The following is a 23,123-nucleotide window of genomic DNA, read 5'->3' as shown; positions in this document are numbered from 1 at the left end:
CTTATTTTATCTTATCAAAGAATATCCCGCTTAAAGACACATTAATTCCTCTAACCTGGTTAATCCGGAGCCGAATTGGACCCTGAACATCAAAACTTACATATTTTCCCTTACTGTAATTCTTCACATAGATCATTGGGCCAATCAGATTAAGTGTATTCATGTCAAATATCTCGATGGCAGAGCGTCGTCCCACATTATCCTGATCCAGAAAATATAAGGAAACCCGGTGAGTACCATTGTCAGTTACCGGAAGATCAATAGTCATGGATTGTTCGCAGACATTATAATTTTTAGTGGCAATTGCGCCAAAGTCATTGGTTCGGGCGCTGTCTTGTAGCAGTGCTATGTTAGGGTCCTGAACATCGCGGTGCACATCTGCATATCTTGATAGTTTTATCTTACCCAGGTAAGCCGGTAATTTTTCAACATGCTGTCCTTTTTTATATAAGTTGAAAAGAATCGAGCCATCACCACCGTAAGTTCCCTTCCAGTTGCCTCTCGTTGTGCTGTCCTGACCAATACCATGAACCTTATATATCCATGGCGTATTTTTAAGGGCTATTTGTTTAACCTGTTTTTTATATTTCACTTCAAACAGATATTCTCCAGGCTCAAGATTATTGAGAATCAAAAAATCTTCATTTTCACCATGCTCAATAGAGATCGCTGTTGTTTTTCCATTGATCTTTAGCGACGACGGTACATTTTTACCTATCGGCAAGGCAATCGTTTTTGCCATAGTTCCGGCAGGTACCTTAACTCTTGAGATTCCGGATTTAGTATCGAAACTAGCTGAAATAAGTCCTTTTTCTGTCGGAATTCCACCATTCACTGAAGTTAATGATCTACCCAAATGGGGCACTATAGAAAAAGATTTAAATCCAGGTTCAAGCGGTTTTATTCCAAGAATTTCTTCAGAAAGCCATTTTACAATGCCTGCACTCCAGGGATGGGTAAAGCTGGTGTAACCGGCCTGGTTATTAGGAGGTGCATCATTAGTAGTAAGAATCTCATTCCACTGCGGACGAAATACCTCAAAAAAAGTAGTTCCTCCGTAACGGATCTGTCCGCCCCAGCTGTCTTTAATTGCACTGATCGCCTCATCAAAACGCTGGGATTTGGCCATAGCAGAAATGATAAACCATTCGTTAAAGGAAGAATAAGAAATTCGGTTAACCCGATCGGTAAAATTTTTATTGAATAATATGTTGTTTTCCTCCGGAGTGGTCAGGTTGGTATTGATCGCATCTGCAGCAGCGTGCAATCCAAATGTGCTAAGCCATGCGTTTTCTTTTCTAAGAGATTGGATCTTTTCTGTAGCATAACCCTCATATTTGTCCGCCTCTTTTAAGTTACCTATGGTCCGCATCAATTTGCCAAATTCAGACCATGCCCGTATCGATAGCATGGAGTAGGCATTTTGAGCCTCAGCATTTGGGTTTTCAAAACCACCTCCCAAACGTTCGTCCCAGCCATAAAATGCAATTCTGGGTGATTTTCCGAAATGCCCATAGGCATGTTCAAGTTTTTTACCGGCATTATCAAGGTAATATTTTGCCAGGTCGGTATCACCTGTATAGTTTACATAATCTACTAAACTTAACACCCAGTAAAGTGCATAGCTGGCTATATCGTTACTAAGGTTCGCCGTGTTATGGATATTCTTTTTTACAAAATCGAAGTTGCCAAAAGCCACCATGGAAGCAGCCTGCGCCGGAAAGGCATCGCCAGTCCAGGAGTGACGGTCACTCCGGTCCATAAGTATAGCGCCGAAATAATCTTTCAGCAAGTTGAGTTTTACGGTATAGGCACCAGTGTACCATATCTTTGTTAACTCAGGATCACTACAGGCGAAACTGCCGTTATAATTAGTGGGTTTGATCTGGCAAACCAATCTTAAATTTTTAAGATGCCATTGTTTCTTATGAGATACCACGTGGATCCATCCGAATCGAACGCCCTCATACCAAAGGTTGTTCAGATGTATGCGGTAAGTGTTCCCATCCTTAACGACAGAAGCGGTTTTGAACGGGTGAGCCGTTCCGATATTAACAATCGCTGGCTCATTATATTCACTGATGCTCATCAATACAGAGTCAGTCAGGTCATCAGATTCAAATTCGAGCCAGCCAGCACTAACCCTTCCAAAATCGAACATGAGATCTCCCTCGCCATTAACAACGACCTCGTTTTTTATCTTAAAATTTTTCGTGTCAAAACTTCTGGCTGAAGCTGTGGTAAATGAAACCGGACGCAGATGATAATACTCCAGCTCATCTGTAGCTTTAGGCGATGCCCACTTCATATTGATCAAAGGATCAGGTGATAGCGGGACAGGAGTGCCGCTTAATGTTCCGGAAACTGGCTTATATACAATTTTCTGGGCTGATGCTACGGGGCAAAAAAGAAGGTTGCTGTAAATAATTGTGGTCAGCAAAAAGAGCAACCTGGTTTTTTTTTTAGTCATTAATAAATTCAAGCTGGCAATACCAGTTGAAAGTTTGAACATACTCATAGTTTAAGTTGATTTGTGTGTGATATTAGTACATCCAAAAATATGCCTTCATCTTATAATATTGTTGTAATGATCTTCAATTTGTTTGTCTTTTTTGGTATTTATTGCGTAACTCCGGGATCAGTATACTACAGATCCGGCGGTAATTCCTACATTTCTAAAACTCGCTATGCAGCAGTTCTATAAAATTTCCTGATGAATAGATCTGGCTTTAACAGAACGACTTTTGATGGCGGCTAAAGTCGGCCCGTAGATAAGGTTAATAATCTATATCTATTATTTTTACTAATTTAGTGCAAAACTATTACACCAATTGATGGCTTATGTTCCGCTGATAAATGAAAATGAACTGTTGCAAAGACTGCGAAATAACGACGAGCAGGCATTTGAAACACTTTACAGCCATTATGTTGATCCGATCTATCGTAAGCTGCTTTATCTGGTTAAATCTGCTGACATCGCAGAGGAACTTACCCAGGACGTATTCTTAAAAATATGGGAAAAGCGGGATACAATTAATCAGGAAAAATCTTTTCGTGCATTTGTCTATAGCATTGCGTTAAACCTCACCAGGGATATGTACAGGCGGATTGCGCTTGATAAAAAATTACAAGACCATCTGATCAATTCGGTAACCGAGTTGCATTATCCAATTGATGCGTATTATGAAGAAGAAGCTAACCGCCGGTTAATCCTTGATGCAATTGATACACTGCCACTGCAGCGGAAAAAGGTAATGACCCTGGTCAAGCTGGAAGGAAAATCTTATGAAGAGGTCAATGAACTGCTTGGCATATCAACATCTACCGTACGTGACCATGTAGTAAAGGGTACAAAGACGATAAAGATATACCTGACTAATAATAAGTCGGTTACCGTTATTGTTCTTGCTGCCGCCATTTCGGATACATTTACAAACAACTTTTTTTAAAAAAAATTAGTAACAGAGCAGACCTTTCCGGATTTTCGTTCGTAATCATAGAAAAACAGACGATTTGGCTACAGGGAATAACTTACAGGAACTTTACGAAAAATTTTTATCCGGACAAAGTAATGCCAGCGAACAGCTTGAACTGATCGCGTTATTCGGTACCGCAGATGCCACTGCATTGGAAGAGCTGATCCATCAAAAACTGGAAGACAATACAGCATTCGCAGCAGAAAATGCAGACCATAAGAAAAGGTATAACCGTATTTTAGTCAACCTGCAGCAGGAAATATCTCAAAACAGAACCCCACATAGATTTAAATGGCTAAAAATTGCAGCCGCTGCGAGCATTACGCTGGCAGTGGGACTAAGTGCCTACTTATTTATCAGCAACCAAAATGTAAAACCTGTAATCATAACGGCAAAGATTGAGACTGAGGTGAGGCCGGGTGGAAACAAAGCCTTTTTAATGCTTTCAAATGGACAGAAAATCCAGCTGGCCAAAATTGATCGCGGTATCATTGGTGCGGATGCTGGCCGGAATATACGCAAAACAGCAGAAGGCCAGATTGAATACGATCGCGTTCAGCAGCAGAACCATTTATCAGATAATGGCGTAAATATATTGCAAACACCGAACGGAGGGCAGTATAGAGTGGTTCTCCCTGATGGTACAAAGGTATGGCTCAATGCGGCTTCTTCGTTGAAATACGCCATAAACTTTGGAAAGTCAGGAGAGCGCAAAATCGAATTAACAGGGGAGGCCTACTTTGAAGTAGCTAAAGATCCCGTCCGTCCTTTTATTGTACAAACAGACGATCAAAATATTAAAGTGCTGGGCACACACTTTAACGTGAATGCTTACCATGATGACGGAGGAAGCAAAACGACGCTCATAGAAGGCAGTATCATGGCAATATCCGGAAATGCAAAAGCCCTGATATATCCCGGCCAGCAGGTGATCAGTATCGGGCGTAATCGTCTGCAGATTGATGATGTAGATACGGAAATTGCGCTTGCATGGAAAAATGACCAGTTTATGTTTGACAGTGAGCCGATCCGAATGCTCATGAAGCGACTGGCAAGATGGTATGATGTGGATGTTGTTTATGGCAGTAATGTTCCGGATGTACGCTTTAATGGCGGGGTCTCTAAGTTTGAGAATATTTCTGCAGTACTGAAGATCCTTGAATCCACCGGAAAAGCCCATTTTAAATTAAAAGACCGAACGATATACATTGAACAATGAGAAAAATAAATAACCAAAAGAACTGTAAAATATGAGAGCAAACTAAACCATAAACCACCCTGAACAAACCAAGGCCCGGTTAAACGGGCCCTGGTTTCTGTTTAGCACAATTTACTTTATTCAACTGTTTCGCAATGGCCTGTTCCCTGGTAAGTAAGGGCATATTGCACCACCAAACTAAACAAATGTATAGATTAATACTGTTAAACCGGTATGACTGATAAGTTTTCACCTTAAAATAAGGCTCATAATGAGACTAACCATCATGTTCATGGTTGCTGCTTTGATGCATATTAATGCATCCGTGTTTGCACAAAAAATTACAATAAATAAAACCAAGACCAGCTTGATCAGCATACTTAAGGAAGTACGTAAACAGACAGGTTACAACTTTGTAATCACAGATGATCAAATTGAGCAAAGCAAAAGGGTAACCCTGAAGATCTCGCAAGGCGAAATTCAGGAGGTTCTTAGTGAGTTATTTAAGACCCAGCCATTAACTTATAAAATAGACAACAAAACGATCATTATTATAGATAAAGACAATACCATTGATGAAGGAAACTACCCCAATCCGGCATCAGTAAAAATACGGGGGATAGTTGTTGACGAAAAAAATGACCCACTTCCAGGTATGACAATCAAGCACAAAGAAAGCGGCAATTCAGTATCAACAAATGCTCAGGGTGAGTATCAGATCGGTATTCCCGAAGCATCAGGTACCCTCGTGTTTTCATTTGTTGGTTACAAGATGCAGGAAGTGGCTATAAATAAGAAAGCAATTCTGGACATATTTATGAAGCCTGAAATCGGTAAACTGGATGAAATTGTAGTTGTAGGCTATGGTACACAATCTATATTAAACATTTCCGGGGCCATTTCCAGGGTCTCCGCAAAAGATGTAGCCATGAGTCCGTCAGCACATCTTGGCGCCGGACTTGCCGGAAGGATCCCCGGTGTAGTGATTAATGCCCGTGGAGGAGAACCAGGAGCGGAACAGGTAGAAATTTTCATCCGTGGTAAAAGTACGACTGGTGATAGCAATCCATTATACGTAATCGATGGCATTGTACGCGATTATGCCGGGTTTAGCTACCTCAACCCAAATGAGATAGAATCTATTTCCGTACTCAAAGATGCATCTGCTGCAATATATGGCTCCCGTGCAGCCAACGGTGTAATTTTAATTACCACCAAAAGGGGGGACCAGGGTAAACCTTCAATCACATTTGATTATAACCATGGCCTGTCACAACAGATGCGGATTCCTGAATCCGCAGATGCCTATACATTTGCTACCATGGCCAACCTCGAACAAAGGATCAAAGGTTTGCCAGAACCCTATACTGCTCAGGATCTCGAACTTTATAAGAACGGAGGCGATCCGTTAAACCATCCGAACACCAGTTGGGCCGACCTTATTTTTAAAGATTGGTCTACACAGAAAAAGGCAGATGTTTCGATATCTGGCGGCGGGAAAGATACCCGGTATTTTATATCCGCAGGATATTTGGATGCTAATTCTCCGTTTATTAAGGGCTTCACTTACAATAAACAATATTCCTTCAGATCTAACCTCGATTTTAATGTAACGGATGACTTCAAGGTATCTTTAGATCTTTCAGGGCGCAAGCGCGACTTGGAAAACAGCCGTTTTGATTGGGCACACATTTACCTCGGCGTACCGCTTGAAAATGCCATTTATCCCAACGGACTTATTGGCCCCGGTAGAGGGGGTAACAATGCCGTATTGATGGCCCGGGATCCCAATTATGGTTATACCAACACCCAAAACAATACCTTCTTTGGCACAGCTACGGCAGATTATAAAGTCCCTTTTTTAGAAGGTTTTACACTTCAGGGCAGTTATGCGTATGATAACGATGAGCATTATATCAAAAATTGGTCGGGGATCACGTATTATTATTTATTGAACAAAGAAACTGGTGTATATGAGCAAAAACAAAACGCCGTAACCGCCTCACCAAATCTGGGGGTAAATTCTCCGCGAATGAACACACTCACTACCAATTTCAAAGTGTCTTATCAAACCACAATTTCAGAAAAGCATGTGGTTGACGCATTTGTTGGTTACGAGCAAAGCTCAACCCAAGCGTATAACCTCTCAGCTGGCCGTAGCATGTATGTTACAGGTACGCTGGAAGAACTATTCGCAGGCAGTGCCAATAAGATCTATCAATATAATGATGGATCATCGGCAAAAACCGGTCGTGATAATTATTTCGGCAGGGCGCAATATTCCTACAATGACCGCTATAACATTCAGTTTCAGTTTAGGTATGATGGTTCGCAGAATTTTCCTCCGGGAAATAGATATGGTTTTTTTCCGGGTGTTTCGGGCAACTGGAATATCGCTAAAGAGCAATTCATGCAGCATCTGAATATTCTGGATTATTTAAAAATACGTGCCTCTTATGGAGAACTGGGTAATGATAAAGTGGGTGCCTACCAGTATTTAACCTCTTACACTTATGGTGATAACTACGTCTTTAACGGCATTACAAGCCAGGGACTGGTGCAAACCGGTGCCTCCAATCCAAATATTACCTGGGAAGTAGCAAAAACTACAGATATCGGGCTTGAATTTGGTCTGTTGAAGGGGTTGCTAAATGCCGAGATCGATTGGTTTAAAACGACGAGAAGTAATGTTCTGGCCGTGAGAAACGCCTCCGTACCGGATTATACCGGGTTAACTTTGCCCAATGAGAACATTGGCCGTGTACAAAATAAAGGGATTGAAGCCAGCTTGTCACACACATACCATATTGGAGATAAGTTCAAATATATGGTGTCGGGTAACTTTACTTATGCTAAAAATACGGTACAGTTTCAGGATGAGGTTCCTGGAACGGTAGCCTGGCAAAAAGCCGAAGGAAAACCCCTGGGAAGTCCGGTGTTATATGAAGTAACCGGCGTTTTTAACGACGAAGCAGAAGTGGCAGCTACACCCCACAGGGATGGTTCTGGTCCTGGCGACTTGATTGTACGTGACGTAAATAATGACGGCATCATCAATTCACTTGACATGGTTCGCCAAAAATACGGTGTATTCCCAGAGATCGTCTATGGGCTAAACTTTCGCTTCGGTTACAAAGCATTCGAACTCTTCCTCGGCTTTCAGGGCCAGGCACATGCCATTAGTCCACGTTTTAACCCTTATCCTTATGATCCCGTGGGTTGGGGTAACTTCCCAACTTTTTTATCCCAGGATGTCTGGAGCCCTGAAAATCCAAATGGCTCAAAACCAAAACCTGGCCTATCCAGTGCGTTGCAAGCCACCGGAACAACTTACAATTGGGAAAATGCATCCTTCCTAAAACTGAAAACTGCTGAGTTCTCCTATAACCTGCCTGTAAGTATCCTGGCAAAGGCAGGTTTAAAACGAGCGCGCATTTATCTGAGTGGTTCCAACCTGTTTTTTGTCAAAGACCACTTCAGGAATGTAAATATAGATCCGGAACAGACCAATTCCGGATGGGGATATTCCCAAAACCGGCTATTAAATATGGGAGCAAGTATAACCTTTTAATCAAGCGACATGAAAAAGCTATTTTTTATCATCACGGTTGTATTGATTTGCAGTGCCTGCGAGAAAAACATCATGGACATTACGCCAAATGACCGGCTGTCTGAAGAGGAGATCTGGTCAAATGCTGCACTGCCGCAATTGTTCATTAACGCCCAGTATAACGCGTTGCAGCATGGAATGAACAATGACATTACCTATTTTGGCGATGAGGCCTATAATCAATACGATGAGGGTGGATATCACATTATTGGTTTAAATCAGATAAGCCCCAGCAATGCAGACCAGTTGTCAACCTATTATAATTACTGGAAAACCGGCTACACCGCAATCCAGAATATCAATATCTTTTTTGCGAAAATAGACCAGACACCGATCGATGCAGCAACTAAAGCTAAAATGATAGCGGAAGTGAAATTTTTGAGGGCCTTTATCTACGCCAAACTAATATGGAACTATGGTGGGGTACCCATCATTGAAAAGGTCTATAACCTCAGTGACAATCTGACCGGAATAAAACGGGCAACCTATAGTGAATGTGTAGCTTATATTTTGAAGGATCTGAATGATGTGGTTACCGTATTACCTGATCAACAAAATGGTGCAGACGCCGGCCGCGCATCCGCAGATGCGGCAAGGGCATTAAGAACCCGCGTGTTATTGTACAATGCAAGCCCGCAAAATAATGCGGCCAATGATAGATCACGGTGGCAGGCAGTAGCCGATCAGGCTCTTGAACTGATCAGTAGCAAAAGATATAATCTTCATACCAACTATCATGGACTGTTCATTGGTGATGCCAATAACGAAGCGATTTTTTCAAGGTACTTCTCTACAGACAATTCAAATATTATCGGTAAACTGTTTGCACCGGTGGGCTCCGGCGGAAACTCGTTCGGAGCACCATCTCAGAATCTTGTGGATGCCTACGAAATGAAGAATGGCATCCTGCCAATCATTAATGGAGCTGTAAATCCGGATCCTGAAAATAAGTATGATCCAAAGCTTCCTTATGCAGACCGCGATCCAAGATTTTATGCGAGCGTGATGTATAATGGTTCTTCCTACAAGGGACGTACCATTCAGCCTTATTCCGGCGGTGCCGATGGATCAAGCAGGGATGCTTCACCAACAGGTTATTTTAACTATAAATATTTAGATGAAACACTGGTTATATCCGATCAGTTTGCTTATACCTATCCCTGGCACTTCTTCCGCCTGGCAGAGATCTATCTTACTTATGCCGAAGCCCAATATAATTTGGGTAACGAAGATGAAGCAAGAGCGTATGTAAATAAAGTCCGGGAACGTCAGGGGGTAAATATGCCTGCTGTTACCGAAAAGGGAACTGGACTATTTCAGCGGATCATTCACGAACGTCAGATAGAACTCGCTATGGAGGGGCACAGGTTTTATGATGTAAGAAGGTGGAAAATAGCACCGCAAACAGAGATAAAACCCATACAGGGTATGCAGGTGGTAAAAAATGCAGATGGAACATTTACTTATAACCGGATAGATCTGTTGAAAAAAGTATGGAATGAACGCTTATACCTCATTCCGTTAACATTTAAAGAAGTTCAGTCCAGCGGTGGAAGCCTTCAGCAAAACCCGGGCTATCAATAGATCAATGCAGTTTAAATTATTTTAAGGAGGGATATAATTTTAGTTATGGTAGAAAATTATTTTAAGTATTTAAATATTACTGATTTTGAAGAGTCTTGGGGAATGTATGTAACCAGCCTGGGTTATTCAAAAGTAGGACCCAGCCAGAATTATCCAAATATGGACCATCCGCAAACACATGGTTTAACATGGAACCGGGGACGTATCCTTGACGACTTTTACATCGTTTATATTTCGAAGGGAAAGGGCCAGTACGGATCTTCATTAAATCCATCGGTGGAAGTCACCGAAGGATCATGCTTTTTTTTATATCCCGGAGTATGGCATCGCTATAAGCCGGATTTTAATTCCGGATGGGAAGAATATTGGGTCGGCTTTAACGGCCGCTACGCTAAAGAACTCATGGGCAGTGGTATCTTTACCCCGGATACATCCCTTATGAAAATTGGATTTAGCAGTGATGTGCGCAGGCTTTTCGCTGATCTGATGCAAGCGGTTAAACATGCCCATATCGGATACCACCAGCAGCTTGCTGGAATAGCCATTCAGCTCTTAGGCGTAATTCATAACATGTCAAGAAATCTGATGTGTAATGATAACGACATTAAGCAAAAACTGATCAGCAAAGCAAAATTCATCATTCAGGAATCAACAGAGGAGAACCTCGATATGGAGACTGTTGCAAGTCAGCTGCCAATGGGTTATTCTCTGTTTAGAAAAATATTTAAAAAGTTTACCGGGCTGTCACCAAATCAATACTATATAGACATTCGCATAGAAAGAGCGAAACAATTATTAGAGACAACATTGCTAAACATTAGTGAAATCGGGTTTCAAACAGGTTTTGAAACGGTATCCTATTTTTCCAAAGTGTTTAAAGATAAGACAGGCGTATCCCCAAAGGAATACCGGGATACACTTGGTAATTAACAACCCAAATGCTTTTTCAATCCAACAAAAGTAACGTAAAAAGCAGTGATGATAAAATTTTGTTCCGGGTAAAGCAAACGGACATTGATAAATGCCAAAAATTACAAACAATCACCCTGTTATTTAAAATCAACATTCTCTCTGTCAGTTATATTTGTGATACTAAACCACTAAACAAACTAAACCAAGTGCTGATGAGAACAAGTGATTTTCCAGATCCGTAAACCCCGGATACCTTTTTTATAACCACATTTTAATAGGACAGTTATACCAATGAAATTCATTGGAGGGACTGTCTATTGCCAAAAAATTACAAACTGCTTTAATGAAAGGAAGGCGTATATGATCTAAAATTTATCCAGCAATCTCGATAGTACGCTCCTTATTTAGAACCGGATAAGGAGAAGCTAGCCGACATCAGGTATCACAGTCCTTATTTCAATGTGCTACTAATCAATCAATTTAGGAACTCCTTTAAAATGTTAAAATTTAAACTGAGCAAAGTATGAAGAAAATACTGATCCTCTTATGTCTGTCAATTACCTGCAACCTTGTGTTCGCACTTAATTCCGGAAAAATAGAGTTATTTAATAAAAATTTACCTCCGCGTACAGTAACCGGGATAGTCTTGGATGAGACAGGTTTACCAATACCAAATGCAACAATTTCTGTTGAGGGCTCCGTGCCAAAACGCGGGGTTATGAGTAATCAAGAAGGAAAATACAGCATACTGGTCAATACGGATACTGAAGTGCTGATCTTCTCTTATATCGGCTATACAAGCCAGAAGATCGTTATCGGTGAACGTAAAACACTCGATGTAAAATTAGTTCCTGATGCCAAAAATGCACTCGAAGAAGTTGCCGTTGTCGCATTTGGAACACAGAAGAAAGCAGATTTAGTAGGTGCGGTAACTTCTATAAAGGTATCCGATCTGAAAATCCCTTCAAGTAACTTAACCACAGCTCTTGCGGGACGAGCAGCCGGTATTATCGGCTTTCAGCGCAGCGGTGAGCCGGGTATGGACAATGCCGACTTTTTTATTCGTGGGGTAACTACATTTGGTTACAAAAATTCGCCGTTAATACTTATTGATGGTGTGGAACTGACCACTACAGATCTGGCACGTTTGCAGCCTGATGATATCTCCAGCTTTTCCATCCTGAAAGACGCAACTTCTACTGCTGTTTACGGTGCCAGGGCAGCAAACGGTATTATATTGGTCACCACAAAACAAGGTGCAGCCGGTAAGGCAGAAGTTAGCTTCCGTGCAGAAAATTCTGTATCATCAGCAGTCAGAAACATTGAACTTGCAGATCCCATTACCTATATGCAACAGTCTAATGAAGCCATTTTGACACGTAATCCATTGGGGACTATTCTATATAGCGAAGAAAAGATTGCCAACACTGCCGCTGGTGTTAATCCTATCGTTTATCCCGCCAATGACTGGAGAGATCTGGTATTTAAGGATTATACCATGAACCAGCGCTATAACCTGAATGTTACAGGTGGTGGTGACGTTGCTAAATACTTTATATCCGGAGCATTGAACCAGGATAATGGAATGATGAAGGTTGATAAAAGGAACAATTTTAATAGTAATATCCGTTTGAACAGTTATTCCCTGCGATCCAACATCACCATCAATCTAACCAAATCAACAGAGATGATTGTGAGGTTAAGCGGTAATTTTGACGATTATACCGGCCCGGTAGATGGAGGAGCTGACATGTATCAAAAAGTGATGCGTTCCAATCCGGTATTATTTCCGCAATACTATCCCGTTGATGCACAGCACGCATTTGTGAAGCACATCATGTATGGAAACTACGAGAATGGTGGTTATATTAATCCTTATGCAGACCTGACGAGTGGTTATAAAGACTCTTCCAGATCGTTGATGCTGGCACAACTGGAGTTAAAGCAAAACTTATCTGCTTTGGCGAAAGGCCTTAATTTCAGGGTAATGATGAACACCAACCGTACCTCATATTTTGATGTAAGAAGGTCATACAATCCTTACTACTATACTTTAAACGGTTATGATCCGTCAAATGATACCTATAGCATCACAAATATCAACGAAAACACAGCGACTGAGTATCTTGGATATACGGAAGGACCTAAAGTACTCAATACCACCTTTTACGTAGAGTCCAATCTGAGTTATAATACAAACATTGGGAAACATGGATTTAGCGGTTTGCTTGTGTATATGATGCAGAACAACATCAATGCCAATGCCGGAGATCTTCAGCAATCACTTCCATTCCGAAATGTCGGTTTCTCCGGACGTGCTACCTACAACTATGATAGTCGCTATTATGTAGAATACACCTTTGGTTACAATGGATCAGAACGGTTTGCAGAGAAAAACCGTTTTGGATTTTTTCCTTCCTATGGTGTAGCCTGGAGTGTATCTAACGAGAAATTCTTTGAGAACATTAAACCAGTAGTAAACAACTTCCGTTTGCGGGCAACATATGGTCTTGTTGGAAATGATGCAATAGGATCAGCAGCTGACAGGTTCTTTTACTTGTCAAATGTGGATATGAATGCGGCTTCAAGATATGCTATTTTCGGTAACGGCCAGGGTAATCCTTTTGCATTAAACGGAGTAGATATATCCAGGTATGCTAACGATGAGATTACCTGGGAACGGTCTGCCAAGACAAATCTTGCGCTTGAGCTGGGTTTGTTTAACCAGTTTAAGATTACCGCAGATTTCTATTCAGAACAACGCAAGAACATTTTGATGAGCCGGGCGTCAATTCCTGTTACCATGGGACTTACCGCAGATGTTAGATCTAATGTCGGTGAAGCATCAAGTAAAGGAACTGATATTTCCCTGGAATACCAGAAGAGCATTGGCCAGGACTTCTGGTTTCAGGCTACCGCTAACTTTACCTATGCAAAGAGCAAGTTTAAAGTTTATGAAGAGCCGGTATATGACGAGTACTATCGTACACGGGTAGGAAAATCACTTTCCCAGCAATTTGGTTACATTGCTGAAAGACTATTTGTAGATGATGCCGAAGCGGCAAACTCTCCGAGACAAAACTTCGGGGTATATGGAGGTGGTGACATCAAATATACTGATGTTAACCGTGACGGGCAGATTACAACAGCTGATATGGTACCAATAGGAAATCCAACAGTGCCGGAAACAGTATATGGTTTTGGTTTCTCAACAGGTTACAAAAACTTTGACTTCTCTGCATTCTTTCAGGGTTTAGCCAATGAGTCATTCTGGATCGATCCATCAAGCACTTCTCCTTTCAATAATCAAACCCAATTACTTAAGGCCTATGCAGACAGTCACTGGTCAGAAGATTCAAGAGACGTTTATGCCCTTTGGCCAAGGTTAAGCCCTACACTTAACAATAACAACAACCAGTTAAGTACCTGGTTCATGCGTGACGGTTCCTTCCTTCGTTTAAAGCAGGTAGAATTGGGCTTCAAAATTCCACGGAATATCCAAAAGAGACTACATACATCAGCTTTCAGGGTATATGTGAATGCAAGCAACCTGTTTAACATCAGTAAGTTCGATTTGTGGGATGTTGAAATGGGCGGTAGCGGACTTGGCTATCCGGTACAGCGCGTATTTAATATTGGATTAAACATATCAATGAAATAATATGAAAAGATTTATAACACATGGAATCTGCATGTTGGTTGTATTAACCGTCATCAGCTCCTGCAAAAAGTTTTTGGATGTCGTTCCTGATAACATCGCAACCATAGATAACGCCTTTACGATGCGTTCGCAGGCACAGAAATTCTTATTCACCTGCTACTCATTTATGCCAAAAAGCGGGACATTGGCCGATGACCCTGCCATGGTAGGGGGAGATGAACTATGGTCCATTCCTGAACGTGCCGCATTTTTAGATATGGCCATGGGCTTTCAAAGGAAAATTGACCCGTTAGGGGATCGCTGGACACCAATGTACCAGGGCATCAGGGATTGCAATATTTTCCTGGAAAATATTGACAATGTACCGGATCTGAAAACAGAAGAGCGGTTACGGTGGATTGCAGAAGTGAAATTCTTAAAAGCATTTTACCATTTCTCCCTGGTAAGAATGTACGGGCCAATTCCACTCATCAAAACAAACCTGCCAATATCGGCAGACGTTAACCAGGTAAAAGTATTCCGTGAGCCTGTAGATTCCTGTTTCAACTACATTACCCAGCTGCTTGATGAGGCGGCACCTGCATTGCCTTTAACGATATTAAGTCCATCGACAGAAGCGGGCCGTACAACCCGTCCCATTGCGTTATCACTAAAGGCAAAGGTTTTAGTAACTGCTGCAAGTCCGCTCTTTAACGGAAATACAGATCAGGCCAACCTAAAAGGTGCAGACGGAGCATCTTTGTTTAACCTTACGCCTTCATTGGCTAAATGGGAAGCAGCAGCTGCTGCTTGTAAAGAAGCTATAGACCTCTGTGAGGCACAAGGGCTCAAACTTTATAAATACAACCCGGCGTTTCAGCAATATGCACTAACTGATACCATCATAACGCAATTGAGCATTAGAAACAGTGTAGCTGAAAAATGGAACAGTGAAATTATCTGGGCCAATACACAGTCAACAACAGTGGGTTTACAACAATTAGTGTCTACCTGGTGGGATGGCCTTTATCTGGATGGAACAACCACGAGAGGAGAGCTTTCACCTACGTTAAAAATCGCGGAGATGTTTTATTCTCAAAATGGTGTGCCAATTAATGAAGATAAAACATGGGATTATTCAGGAAGATATGGGGTGAGAACTGCTGTTAACGCAGATAAACTATATATCCGCAGCGGGTATGTAACTGCAAAACTGCATTTTGACAGAGAACCTCGTTTTTACGCAGACCTTGGATTTGACGGCGGTGTTTTTTATGGACAAGGCCGCTATGATGACAAAAACGCTTCAAACTTATTTTACATCGAAGGCAAGTTCAAGCAAAAAAATGGTAAGGGAAAATACGGCTTTAATACCGTAACCGGTTACTACATTAAAAAGCTGATCAATTTCCAGAATGTTGTTAATAATTCAAACGACTACTCTGTAATAGATTATCCTTACCCGTTATTGCGCCTTTCTGATCTATACCTGTTATATGCAGAGGCACTTAACGAGGCACAGGGGCCTGGCACTGAAGTTTACAAATATGTAGATCTGATCAGGGCACGTGCCGGACTTAAAGACCTGAAAACATCATGGTCAACCTATTCAACCAATCCGGAGAAACCCAACAACCAGGATGGTATGCGGGCGATTATCAAACAAGAACGGTTAATTGAACTGTCTTTCGAATCGCAACGATTCTGGGATCTGCGTCGCTGGAAGGATTCTGAAAGGGAACTTAACAACCCAATCAAAGGCTGGGATCTTTCACAGACCACTGATGCGGCCTATTACAGAACTACAGTAGTTTTCAACCAGAGCTTTGGAACTAAAGACTATTTCTGGCCAATTTCAGACAATAACATTACCGGTAACAGAAACCTGGTTCAAAATCTTGGTTGGTAGGCATAAATTTTTGACTTAAAATTAGAGAAAACATGAAAAGAATATATTCAATAGCTGTAATTTTCACCATCCTTTGTTTATATGGATGTTCGAAGCAGGGAAGGCTTGATTTTGTGGATGAAAACTTGCCGGCACCAGCCCAGGTTAACTCTGTAAAATCTACTTCAACGCCAGGAGGTGCAATACTTACCTACAAGCTTCCGGTTGATGAAAATATGTCCTATGTTAAGGCGGTATATGAAATACAGCCAGGCGTATTCAGGGAAGCTAAATCATCGCGTTTTACCGATACCCTAAAGTTGGTAGGTTTTGGCGATACGCTGTCGCACGAAGTTAAAATATACAGTATAGGTAAGAATGAGAAAAGTTCAGAAGCTACACTGGTTACTGTGATCCCAAAAACTCCGCCTGTACTGTCTGTATATAAAACGGCAGTGATGGCCGCTACATTTGGAGGCGTAAATGTATCATTTAAAAATCCAGACAGGGCTGATCTTGCAATAATTGTCATGCGGGACACGACAGGCAACGGTACCTGGGCGCCGTTAACTACATTTTATACCGCTGCTGTTAGCGGAAACTTTGCTGCGCGCGGTCTGGAATCACGGGAACAGAAATTTGCGATGTTTATCAGAGACCGATGGAGCAATAAATCAGACACCTTAGAACTAGCGCTAACCCCAAAATTCGAAATAGAGATTCCTAAGAATACCTTTCAGCCATTGGTGCTTCCAACGGATCAAACTGCATTGGCAGGATCTGGATTTACCATTCAAAGCCTTTGGAACGGAACGGCAGGCAATGAAATTTATGCGTCATCAAATGCTTCTTCTTTGCCACAGTGGATTACAATCGATCTTGGCAAAAAAGTCCTGCTGAGCAGATTTAAACAATACATGGAACAATACAGTCACTGTTATACAGCATCTGGTTTAAAAACCTTCGAACTTTGGGGTTCTAATAACCCCGATGCAGATGGCGGCTGGACACGGTGGACATTGCTTGGAAGGTTTAACACACTAAAGCCTTCCGGCTTGCCGTTAGGTCAAACCACCGCTGAAGATATTAATTATGGTGCAATTCTTGGCGCCGATTTCACTTTCGACGTTGATCCTGAACCTGTACGTTACTTACGCTTAAAGTCGCTTGAAACGTACAGTAGTACAGGGCAGGTAGTGATCAGGGAACTGTCATTTTGGGGACAGATCATACCATAAGTTTATTGATTATTAAAAATTAAAACACCATGAAGAAAATAAATCAATACAAAATATATCTTTTCCTGTTAACAGGTATCCTGACAGCCTGTACCAAAATGGAAAGTGTGTACGACGAGTTCGTTGTGCCTGGCGGTTTAACTTACGCAGGGAAAGCGACATCACCTGCGGTTTATCCAGGACTTAACCGGGTAAAAATAGCATGGCTGCGCGGATCTGATCCCAGCGTAATTAAGGCCACCGTTTACTGGAACAATTACGCAGACTCGGTAGCCGTACCAGTCCCGGCAGGTCAGGACACCATTAGCGTGGTTATTGACAATCTTGTGGAGAAAAGCTACTCGTTTGTGATTAAAACATTTGATGTAAAAGGAAACGCGTCTATACCAGCTGAAGTTTTTGGTGCCGCATATGGAGAAAAATATCAGGCACAATTGTTAACCAGACCGATTAACTCAACCCTTCTGGATGCCCAGGGGAAAATCACAATTGAGTGGGGAAGTGCAGATATTTCTAACGGTGCCATCGGTTCGGAAGTTAAATACACCGATGTAAATGGTGCGGTGAAGGTAGTCACCTTTCCGGCAACATCGCCTACCTCAGTAATTACCGATATGAAAGCAAACACCAATTATCAGTTCAGAACACTGTTCAAGCCAGATTCCCTGAGCATTGATAATTTTTATACCGGTTACAGCAATGGCGACTTCTACACCTTTGATAAAAAGGACTGGAAAGTAACCGCTTTTTCTGACCAATACTCCGGAGCCGACAATGCTGCTGCAAATGTGATCACCGGAACGGCTGGTGACCGCTGGCATACCAGTGGAGCGGCCTATCCGCATTTTGTAACCATTGATATGGGAGTAGAACGGTCTATTGTGAAATTTGGCGTTTGGCGAACCACTTACGCCACAGCGAACGGCGATAACCGCGCACCAATCAGGATTCAGTTCCTGGTCAGTAAAGACAACGTAACCTGGACTGACGCCGGTACTTATCCGTTTAACAATGAGCTTAACGGTGAGCAGGCTATCCAGATTCCAAATCTGCCCAGGGGCAGGTATTTCAGGTTGGTTGGACTTACACCTGCAACGGGTAACGCCCAGTTCATGACCCTTGGTGAAATTAGTGCATATGGCTTCTAACCAAAGTCAGCTTAGCCTGAAGATCAGTATTACATACAGGGTTAATATGCCAAAAAATACTACAAATTCAGGTTTTTTTACAACCTGGAAACTAATGCCAAAAGTAAATTTGTAATAGGCCTCATAGCTGTTTGGCTTGCTTAATTTAATAAAGGTTAATTTGGTTTTGCCAGTGGGGTAGTTTCCCACTGGCATCTTTTGAATATAAAAACAAACTACACATACACACAATGAGAATTGAGAATTCATTAAAAAAAATTAGAGGTATCAGGAACAGAAGGCTTTTTAAGCTGTTTAAATGCAGTCTGATTGCAGTTGTGATACTCAGTTGCACGGAAACTGTCAATGCCCAGAAAATTGACCGTAAGGCAGTGGTGAGCCGTCACAACCTTCACCTCACAAAAAATGATCTGAGAGGGCCAACACAGGTAGGTAACGGACATTTCGCCTTCGGCTTTGATGCTACGGGGCTGCAAACCTTTAACAACGATGCCAATACCCTGTCAGACTGGGGCTGGCACAAATTTCCCGTACCTGGTGGAAAAGACCCCTATAAATATAAAGGAAGCGAATGGAATACCCAGGACAAAACAATTCGCTATGACGTTCACAATGAAAAGGAACGTGATCTGTACTACTGGATGCGGGCCAACCCACAACGTCTTAACCTGGGCAGATTAAAATTTGTCTTTAAAGGCAATGATGGAAAGATACTTACACTACAGGATATAAAATCACCGGTACAGGATCTCGACCTCTGGACGGGCATCTCCGTAAGCAGCTATGAAGTTGCCGGAAAAAAAGTAACAGTAACTACCATATGCCATCCTGAAAAGGACGCGATCTCGGTAAAAGTAGAGGCCCCGAAGCTAAATGACGGTAAGATCATTTTGCAGTTAGAATTCCCGTATGCATCAAATGACGAATTCAGTAATGCGGGCGACTGGCGTTATCCAAACAAGCACATCACTACGGCAACTATTGGAAATGATAAAGCTGTTTTTGAGCGTAAACTCGATTCCACACGTTTTGATGTATTGCTGGAATGGAAAGGCGGTGGGAAACTGGAAAGCAAAGATATGCACACCTATCAGCTCTCACCAACAGGTGGATCATCTATTGAAGTCGCATTAGGGTTCCGCGATCAGGGCACAACCTTACAGTTGCCTGGATTCGCAGTAACAAGACAAGCCAGTGTACAAAAATGGAAGACTTTCTGGAACACCGGAGGCGCTATCGATCTTTCGCAAAGTAAAGATCCGCGCTGGAAAGAACTGGAACGTCGTGTGGTATTATCTCAATACCTGATGGAAGTGAACGAAGCCGGACAACTGCCTCCGCAAGAAAGTGGTTTGGTAAATAACGGATGGTATGGCAAATACCATATGGAAATGTTATGGTGGCATGCTGCGCATTACGCATTGTGGGGACGTATGTCGAAAATGGATGGATTAACCAGTATTTACCGTACTGATCTGTCCTACTACATACCAAAAGCAAAAGAACAAGGTTATGACGGAGTACGCTGGCCAAAAACACTGGGAGACCGCGAACGCTGGGAATGGCCGAATGAAACCAACCCGCTGCTTATCTGGCAGCAACCGCACCCGATCTTCTTTGCAGAGCTGGAATACCGCAGCAACCCAACACAGGCAACAATTGATAAATGGAAAGATGTGGTTTTGAAGACTGCCGACTTTATGGCTTCATTTCCTGTTTATAACAGGCGTGAAAACCGGTACATCCTGGGTTATCCATTACAGGTAGTGTCTGAAAATGCAGACCAGCGTTCAACCATCAACCCGGTATTCGAATTAAGTTACTGGAGAACAGGACTGCGTTTAGCACAAGAATGGAGAAAACGCATGGGACTTGCTGAGAACAAAAAATATAAAGATGTGCTCGCAAAGTTATCAGACCTGCCACAAAAAGATGGTATGTACGAATCCTGGGAAAATATCCATAAAATGTGGACCGTGTACAACTTTGAACACCCTGCCCTTATCGGTGCTTTTGGAGTGCTTCCCGGAGATGGTGTAGATATACCAACTATGGAAAGAACAATGGCTGCGGTTGGACAGAAATGGAAATTTGAGCATACCTGGGGATGGGACTTTCCAATGCTGGCCATGACGGAAGCACGTTTGGGACATCCGGATAAAGCGCTTGATTACCTGCTGAACTACCCAAGCTTTACCTGGGATGAGCATGGCCTTTCTGGCGGAGGTGTATCACCATACCCTTATTTTCCAAGTAATGGCGGATTGCTTTACGCAGTAGCCATGATGGCTGCCGGATGGGATGGTTCAAACGGATCAGCACCCGGCTTTCCTAAGGATGGTTCCTGGACGGTAAAGTATGAAGAACTTAAACCTGCCCTTTAATTCAATTAATATATTTCATTGGTGTCGCTTGCATGTGCTTGCGACGCCATTTTTCAATAAGAATATGCAAAGAATAATTACAACGTTGCTATGCCTGTCACTTGGATGTTTAAGTGCCGGTGCGCAGAATAATTTCGCAGTTTTTCAGGAAACGCCGGTAAATTCGCTGACGCCCAAGGGCTGGATGCGAAATATGCTTGAGAGACAACGGGATGGACTAACCGGTCACATTGCGGTTGCCGGAGACCCATTTGATAAAGAAGGCTGGGGATACGCCGAAAATAAGAAAATGAACGACTGGGCACAATATGAGCAGACAGGATACTGGGCAGACGGTGCCCTTCGTTGCGGGTATCTGATAGGCGATAAAGCACTTCAGGAAAAAGTGAGAGAATGGATCCGCTTTCAAATCAATAACCCGGATAGTACCGGCTTTATCGGACCTAAAGATATCAGCTTCTTGTGGCCGGAAGTCGTTTTCTTCCGGGCTGTGATGGCAGAATATGAGGCAACAGGAGATAAAAAAATCATCAATGCACTAAAACGCAATTACCATTCTCCTAAATATGTAAGCCTGAGCGGCGCACCAGGTCAGGACGACTTTTTTAAAGACCGTCTTATTCTGCATATTGAAATGCTATGCTGGATCTATCAGCAAACAGGCGAAAGCTTCTTTATTCAGAAATCTGAAGATGCCTATAAAGCATTCAACGCTTCAGGCGGTCAGTATTCAATACAAGCCATGAATGCCGATGATGTTCCCCGTTCACATTCAGTAAGCTATAGTGAAAATCTTAAAATCCCAATCATCCTTTACATCAGTACTGGTAAAAAGGAATATCTGGACGCGGCGCTAAAAGGCGTTCATAAGTTATATAAATATCACGGTTTGGTAGATGGCTTAACCTCTGGAAATGAATTACATGATGGTAATTTCAGCAACGAGGTACATGAAACCTGTACAGTGAGCGATATGCAATGGGCACTCGGCTATTTGCTGCAGGCTACCGGTGATGCGCAATGGGGCGACTTAATTGAAAAAATATGCTTCAATGCCGGAATGGGATCGGTAACAAAAGACTTCAAGTCGTACCAGTACTACTCAGGTCCAAATCAGGTTATCGCAGATGGGCTGTCCAGTCACTGGAATGATCATGAACCCTGGTATATGACCAGTCGTGACCGATCCGCGTTTAAAATAAACCACCGTCCGTCTTGCTGCGGAGGAAATGTGAACCGGATGCTGCCTGTTTTTTGTTCACGCATGTGGATGAAAAGTGGCGATACAGGTATCGTGGCTGCGCTCTACTCCGCATCGGTTTATAACACCAAACTGAAAGGTGTAAAAGGTGAGGTTACCATTAAGGAAGAAACCAATTATCCTTTTGATCAGAATGTACGCTTCCGTATTGCGTTGGATAAAAAGGCAAACTTTACGCTGTCTTTTAGAATCCCATCCTGGTGTGACAGCGCAAAAGTGCTCATTAATGGCAAGCCGTCAGATCTTAAATGTGATGCAGGTACTTTTGCTAAGCTAGACCGGTTATTTAACAATGGAGATGTGATAGACTTATTGCTGCCAATGACAGTTAAACCAGTATATTTGCCTGAAAACGGGATTGCATTTGAAAGAGGCCCATTGGTATATTCACTGTCAATTGATGCTAAAACTGAAATTAAAGGCAGCAAAACCAATGAGAATGTGGTGTTTAATTCAACTTTTAAAACGCCGGTATCGGCATGGAATTTAGCACCGCTGGGAAAAAGCAACGTGGAAGTTGTACAGACCTCAGATTTTTCTGATCCCTGGAATCCTGACACAACACCGGTAAAATTAACTTTAGATGCCGTAGCTATAAAGAACTGGTCATTATACCGGGAAACATATACGCCTCAGCTGCCTTCAGTAATTGATCTGGGTAAGGAGCAGAAAATGACGCTTGTGCCAATGGGTACAACGGAATTGCGGCTCACTGTGTTCCCGGACCTGCTTAAAAGATATGATCAAAATGCAATAAAATAACACGGTCTGCCAAGATAGATAT

12 protein-coding genes are annotated in these 23,123 nt (G+C 42.3%); 11 read left to right on the top strand and 1 reads right to left on the bottom strand.

The window, feature by feature from the left end:
- Position 1: 1 nt before the first annotated feature.
- Positions 2-2,470 carry an alpha-L-rhamnosidase C-terminal domain-containing protein gene (locus ATK78_RS12720; protein ID WP_166664875.1) on the bottom strand — a complete coding sequence of 823 codons (2,469 nt, stop codon included), beginning with the start codon at positions 2,468-2,470 and terminating at the stop codon, positions 2-4.
- A 364-nt stretch (positions 2,471-2,834) separates the two neighbouring features.
- Between ATK78_RS12720 and ATK78_RS12715 the strand changes: the two genes are divergently transcribed.
- The 11 genes from ATK78_RS12715 to ATK78_RS12665 all read left to right on the top strand — a co-directional run bounded on the left by ATK78_RS12715 (position 2,835) and on the right by ATK78_RS12665 (position 23,101).
- Positions 2,835-3,449 carry an RNA polymerase sigma factor gene (locus ATK78_RS12715; protein WP_133576511.1) on the top strand — a complete coding sequence of 205 codons (615 nt, stop codon included), beginning with the start codon at positions 2,835-2,837 and terminating at the stop codon, positions 3,447-3,449.
- A 64-nt stretch (positions 3,450-3,513) separates the two neighbouring features.
- Positions 3,514-4,695 (top strand): FecR family protein, encoded by a 1,182-nt coding sequence (locus ATK78_RS12710; RefSeq protein WP_133576510.1) that lies wholly within the window; start codon positions 3,514-3,516, stop codon positions 4,693-4,695.
- Positions 4,696-4,945: 250 nt separating this feature from the next.
- Positions 4,946-8,245, top strand: coding sequence for a TonB-dependent receptor (locus tag ATK78_RS12705; RefSeq protein WP_133576509.1), 3,300 nt, complete (start codon positions 4,946-4,948; stop codon positions 8,243-8,245).
- Positions 8,246-8,254: 9 nt separating this feature from the next.
- The gene (locus ATK78_RS12700; RefSeq protein WP_133576508.1) at positions 8,255-9,868 is read left to right on the top strand and encodes a RagB/SusD family nutrient uptake outer membrane protein; all 1,614 of its coding nucleotides are present in this window, start codon (positions 8,255-8,257) and stop codon (positions 9,866-9,868) included.
- Positions 9,869-9,913: 45 nt separating this feature from the next.
- The gene (locus tag ATK78_RS12695; RefSeq protein ID WP_133576507.1) at positions 9,914-10,798 is read left to right on the top strand and encodes an AraC family transcriptional regulator; all 885 of its coding nucleotides are present in this window, start codon (positions 9,914-9,916) and stop codon (positions 10,796-10,798) included.
- Between the two features lie 505 nt (positions 10,799-11,303).
- On the top strand, positions 11,304-14,441 hold the full coding sequence (locus ATK78_RS12690; RefSeq protein WP_133576506.1) for a SusC/RagA family TonB-linked outer membrane protein: 3,138 nt from the start codon (positions 11,304-11,306) through the stop codon (positions 14,439-14,441).
- 1 nt (position 14,442) lies between these two features.
- Entirely contained in the window at positions 14,443-16,329 is a 1,887-nt protein-coding gene (locus ATK78_RS12685) for a RagB/SusD family nutrient uptake outer membrane protein (protein ID WP_133576505.1), read from the top strand.
- A 32-nt stretch (positions 16,330-16,361) separates the two neighbouring features.
- Positions 16,362-17,546: a DUF5000 domain-containing lipoprotein gene (locus ATK78_RS12680; RefSeq protein WP_133576504.1), complete on the top strand. Its 1,185-nt coding sequence runs from the start codon at positions 16,362-16,364 to the stop codon at positions 17,544-17,546.
- Between the two features lie 29 nt (positions 17,547-17,575).
- Positions 17,576-18,694 (top strand): DUF4998 domain-containing protein, encoded by a 1,119-nt coding sequence (locus ATK78_RS12675; RefSeq protein WP_133576503.1) that lies wholly within the window; start codon positions 17,576-17,578, stop codon positions 18,692-18,694.
- Positions 18,695-18,924: 230 nt separating this feature from the next.
- Positions 18,925-21,078, top strand: coding sequence for a hypothetical protein (locus ATK78_RS12670; protein ID WP_133576502.1), 2,154 nt, complete (start codon positions 18,925-18,927; stop codon positions 21,076-21,078).
- Between the two features lie 64 nt (positions 21,079-21,142).
- On the top strand, positions 21,143-23,101 hold the full coding sequence (locus ATK78_RS12665) for a beta-L-arabinofuranosidase domain-containing protein (RefSeq protein WP_166664874.1): 1,959 nt from the start codon (positions 21,143-21,145) through the stop codon (positions 23,099-23,101).
- The last annotated feature ends 22 nt before the right edge of the window (positions 23,102-23,123 follow it).

It is taken from the genome of Pedobacter metabolipauper (assembly GCF_004362715.1).
In the GTDB taxonomy this organism is placed as follows: Bacteria; Bacteroidota; Bacteroidia; order Sphingobacteriales; family Sphingobacteriaceae; genus Pedobacter; species Pedobacter metabolipauper.
This window is presented reverse-complemented; position numbering and strand designations above follow the sequence as displayed.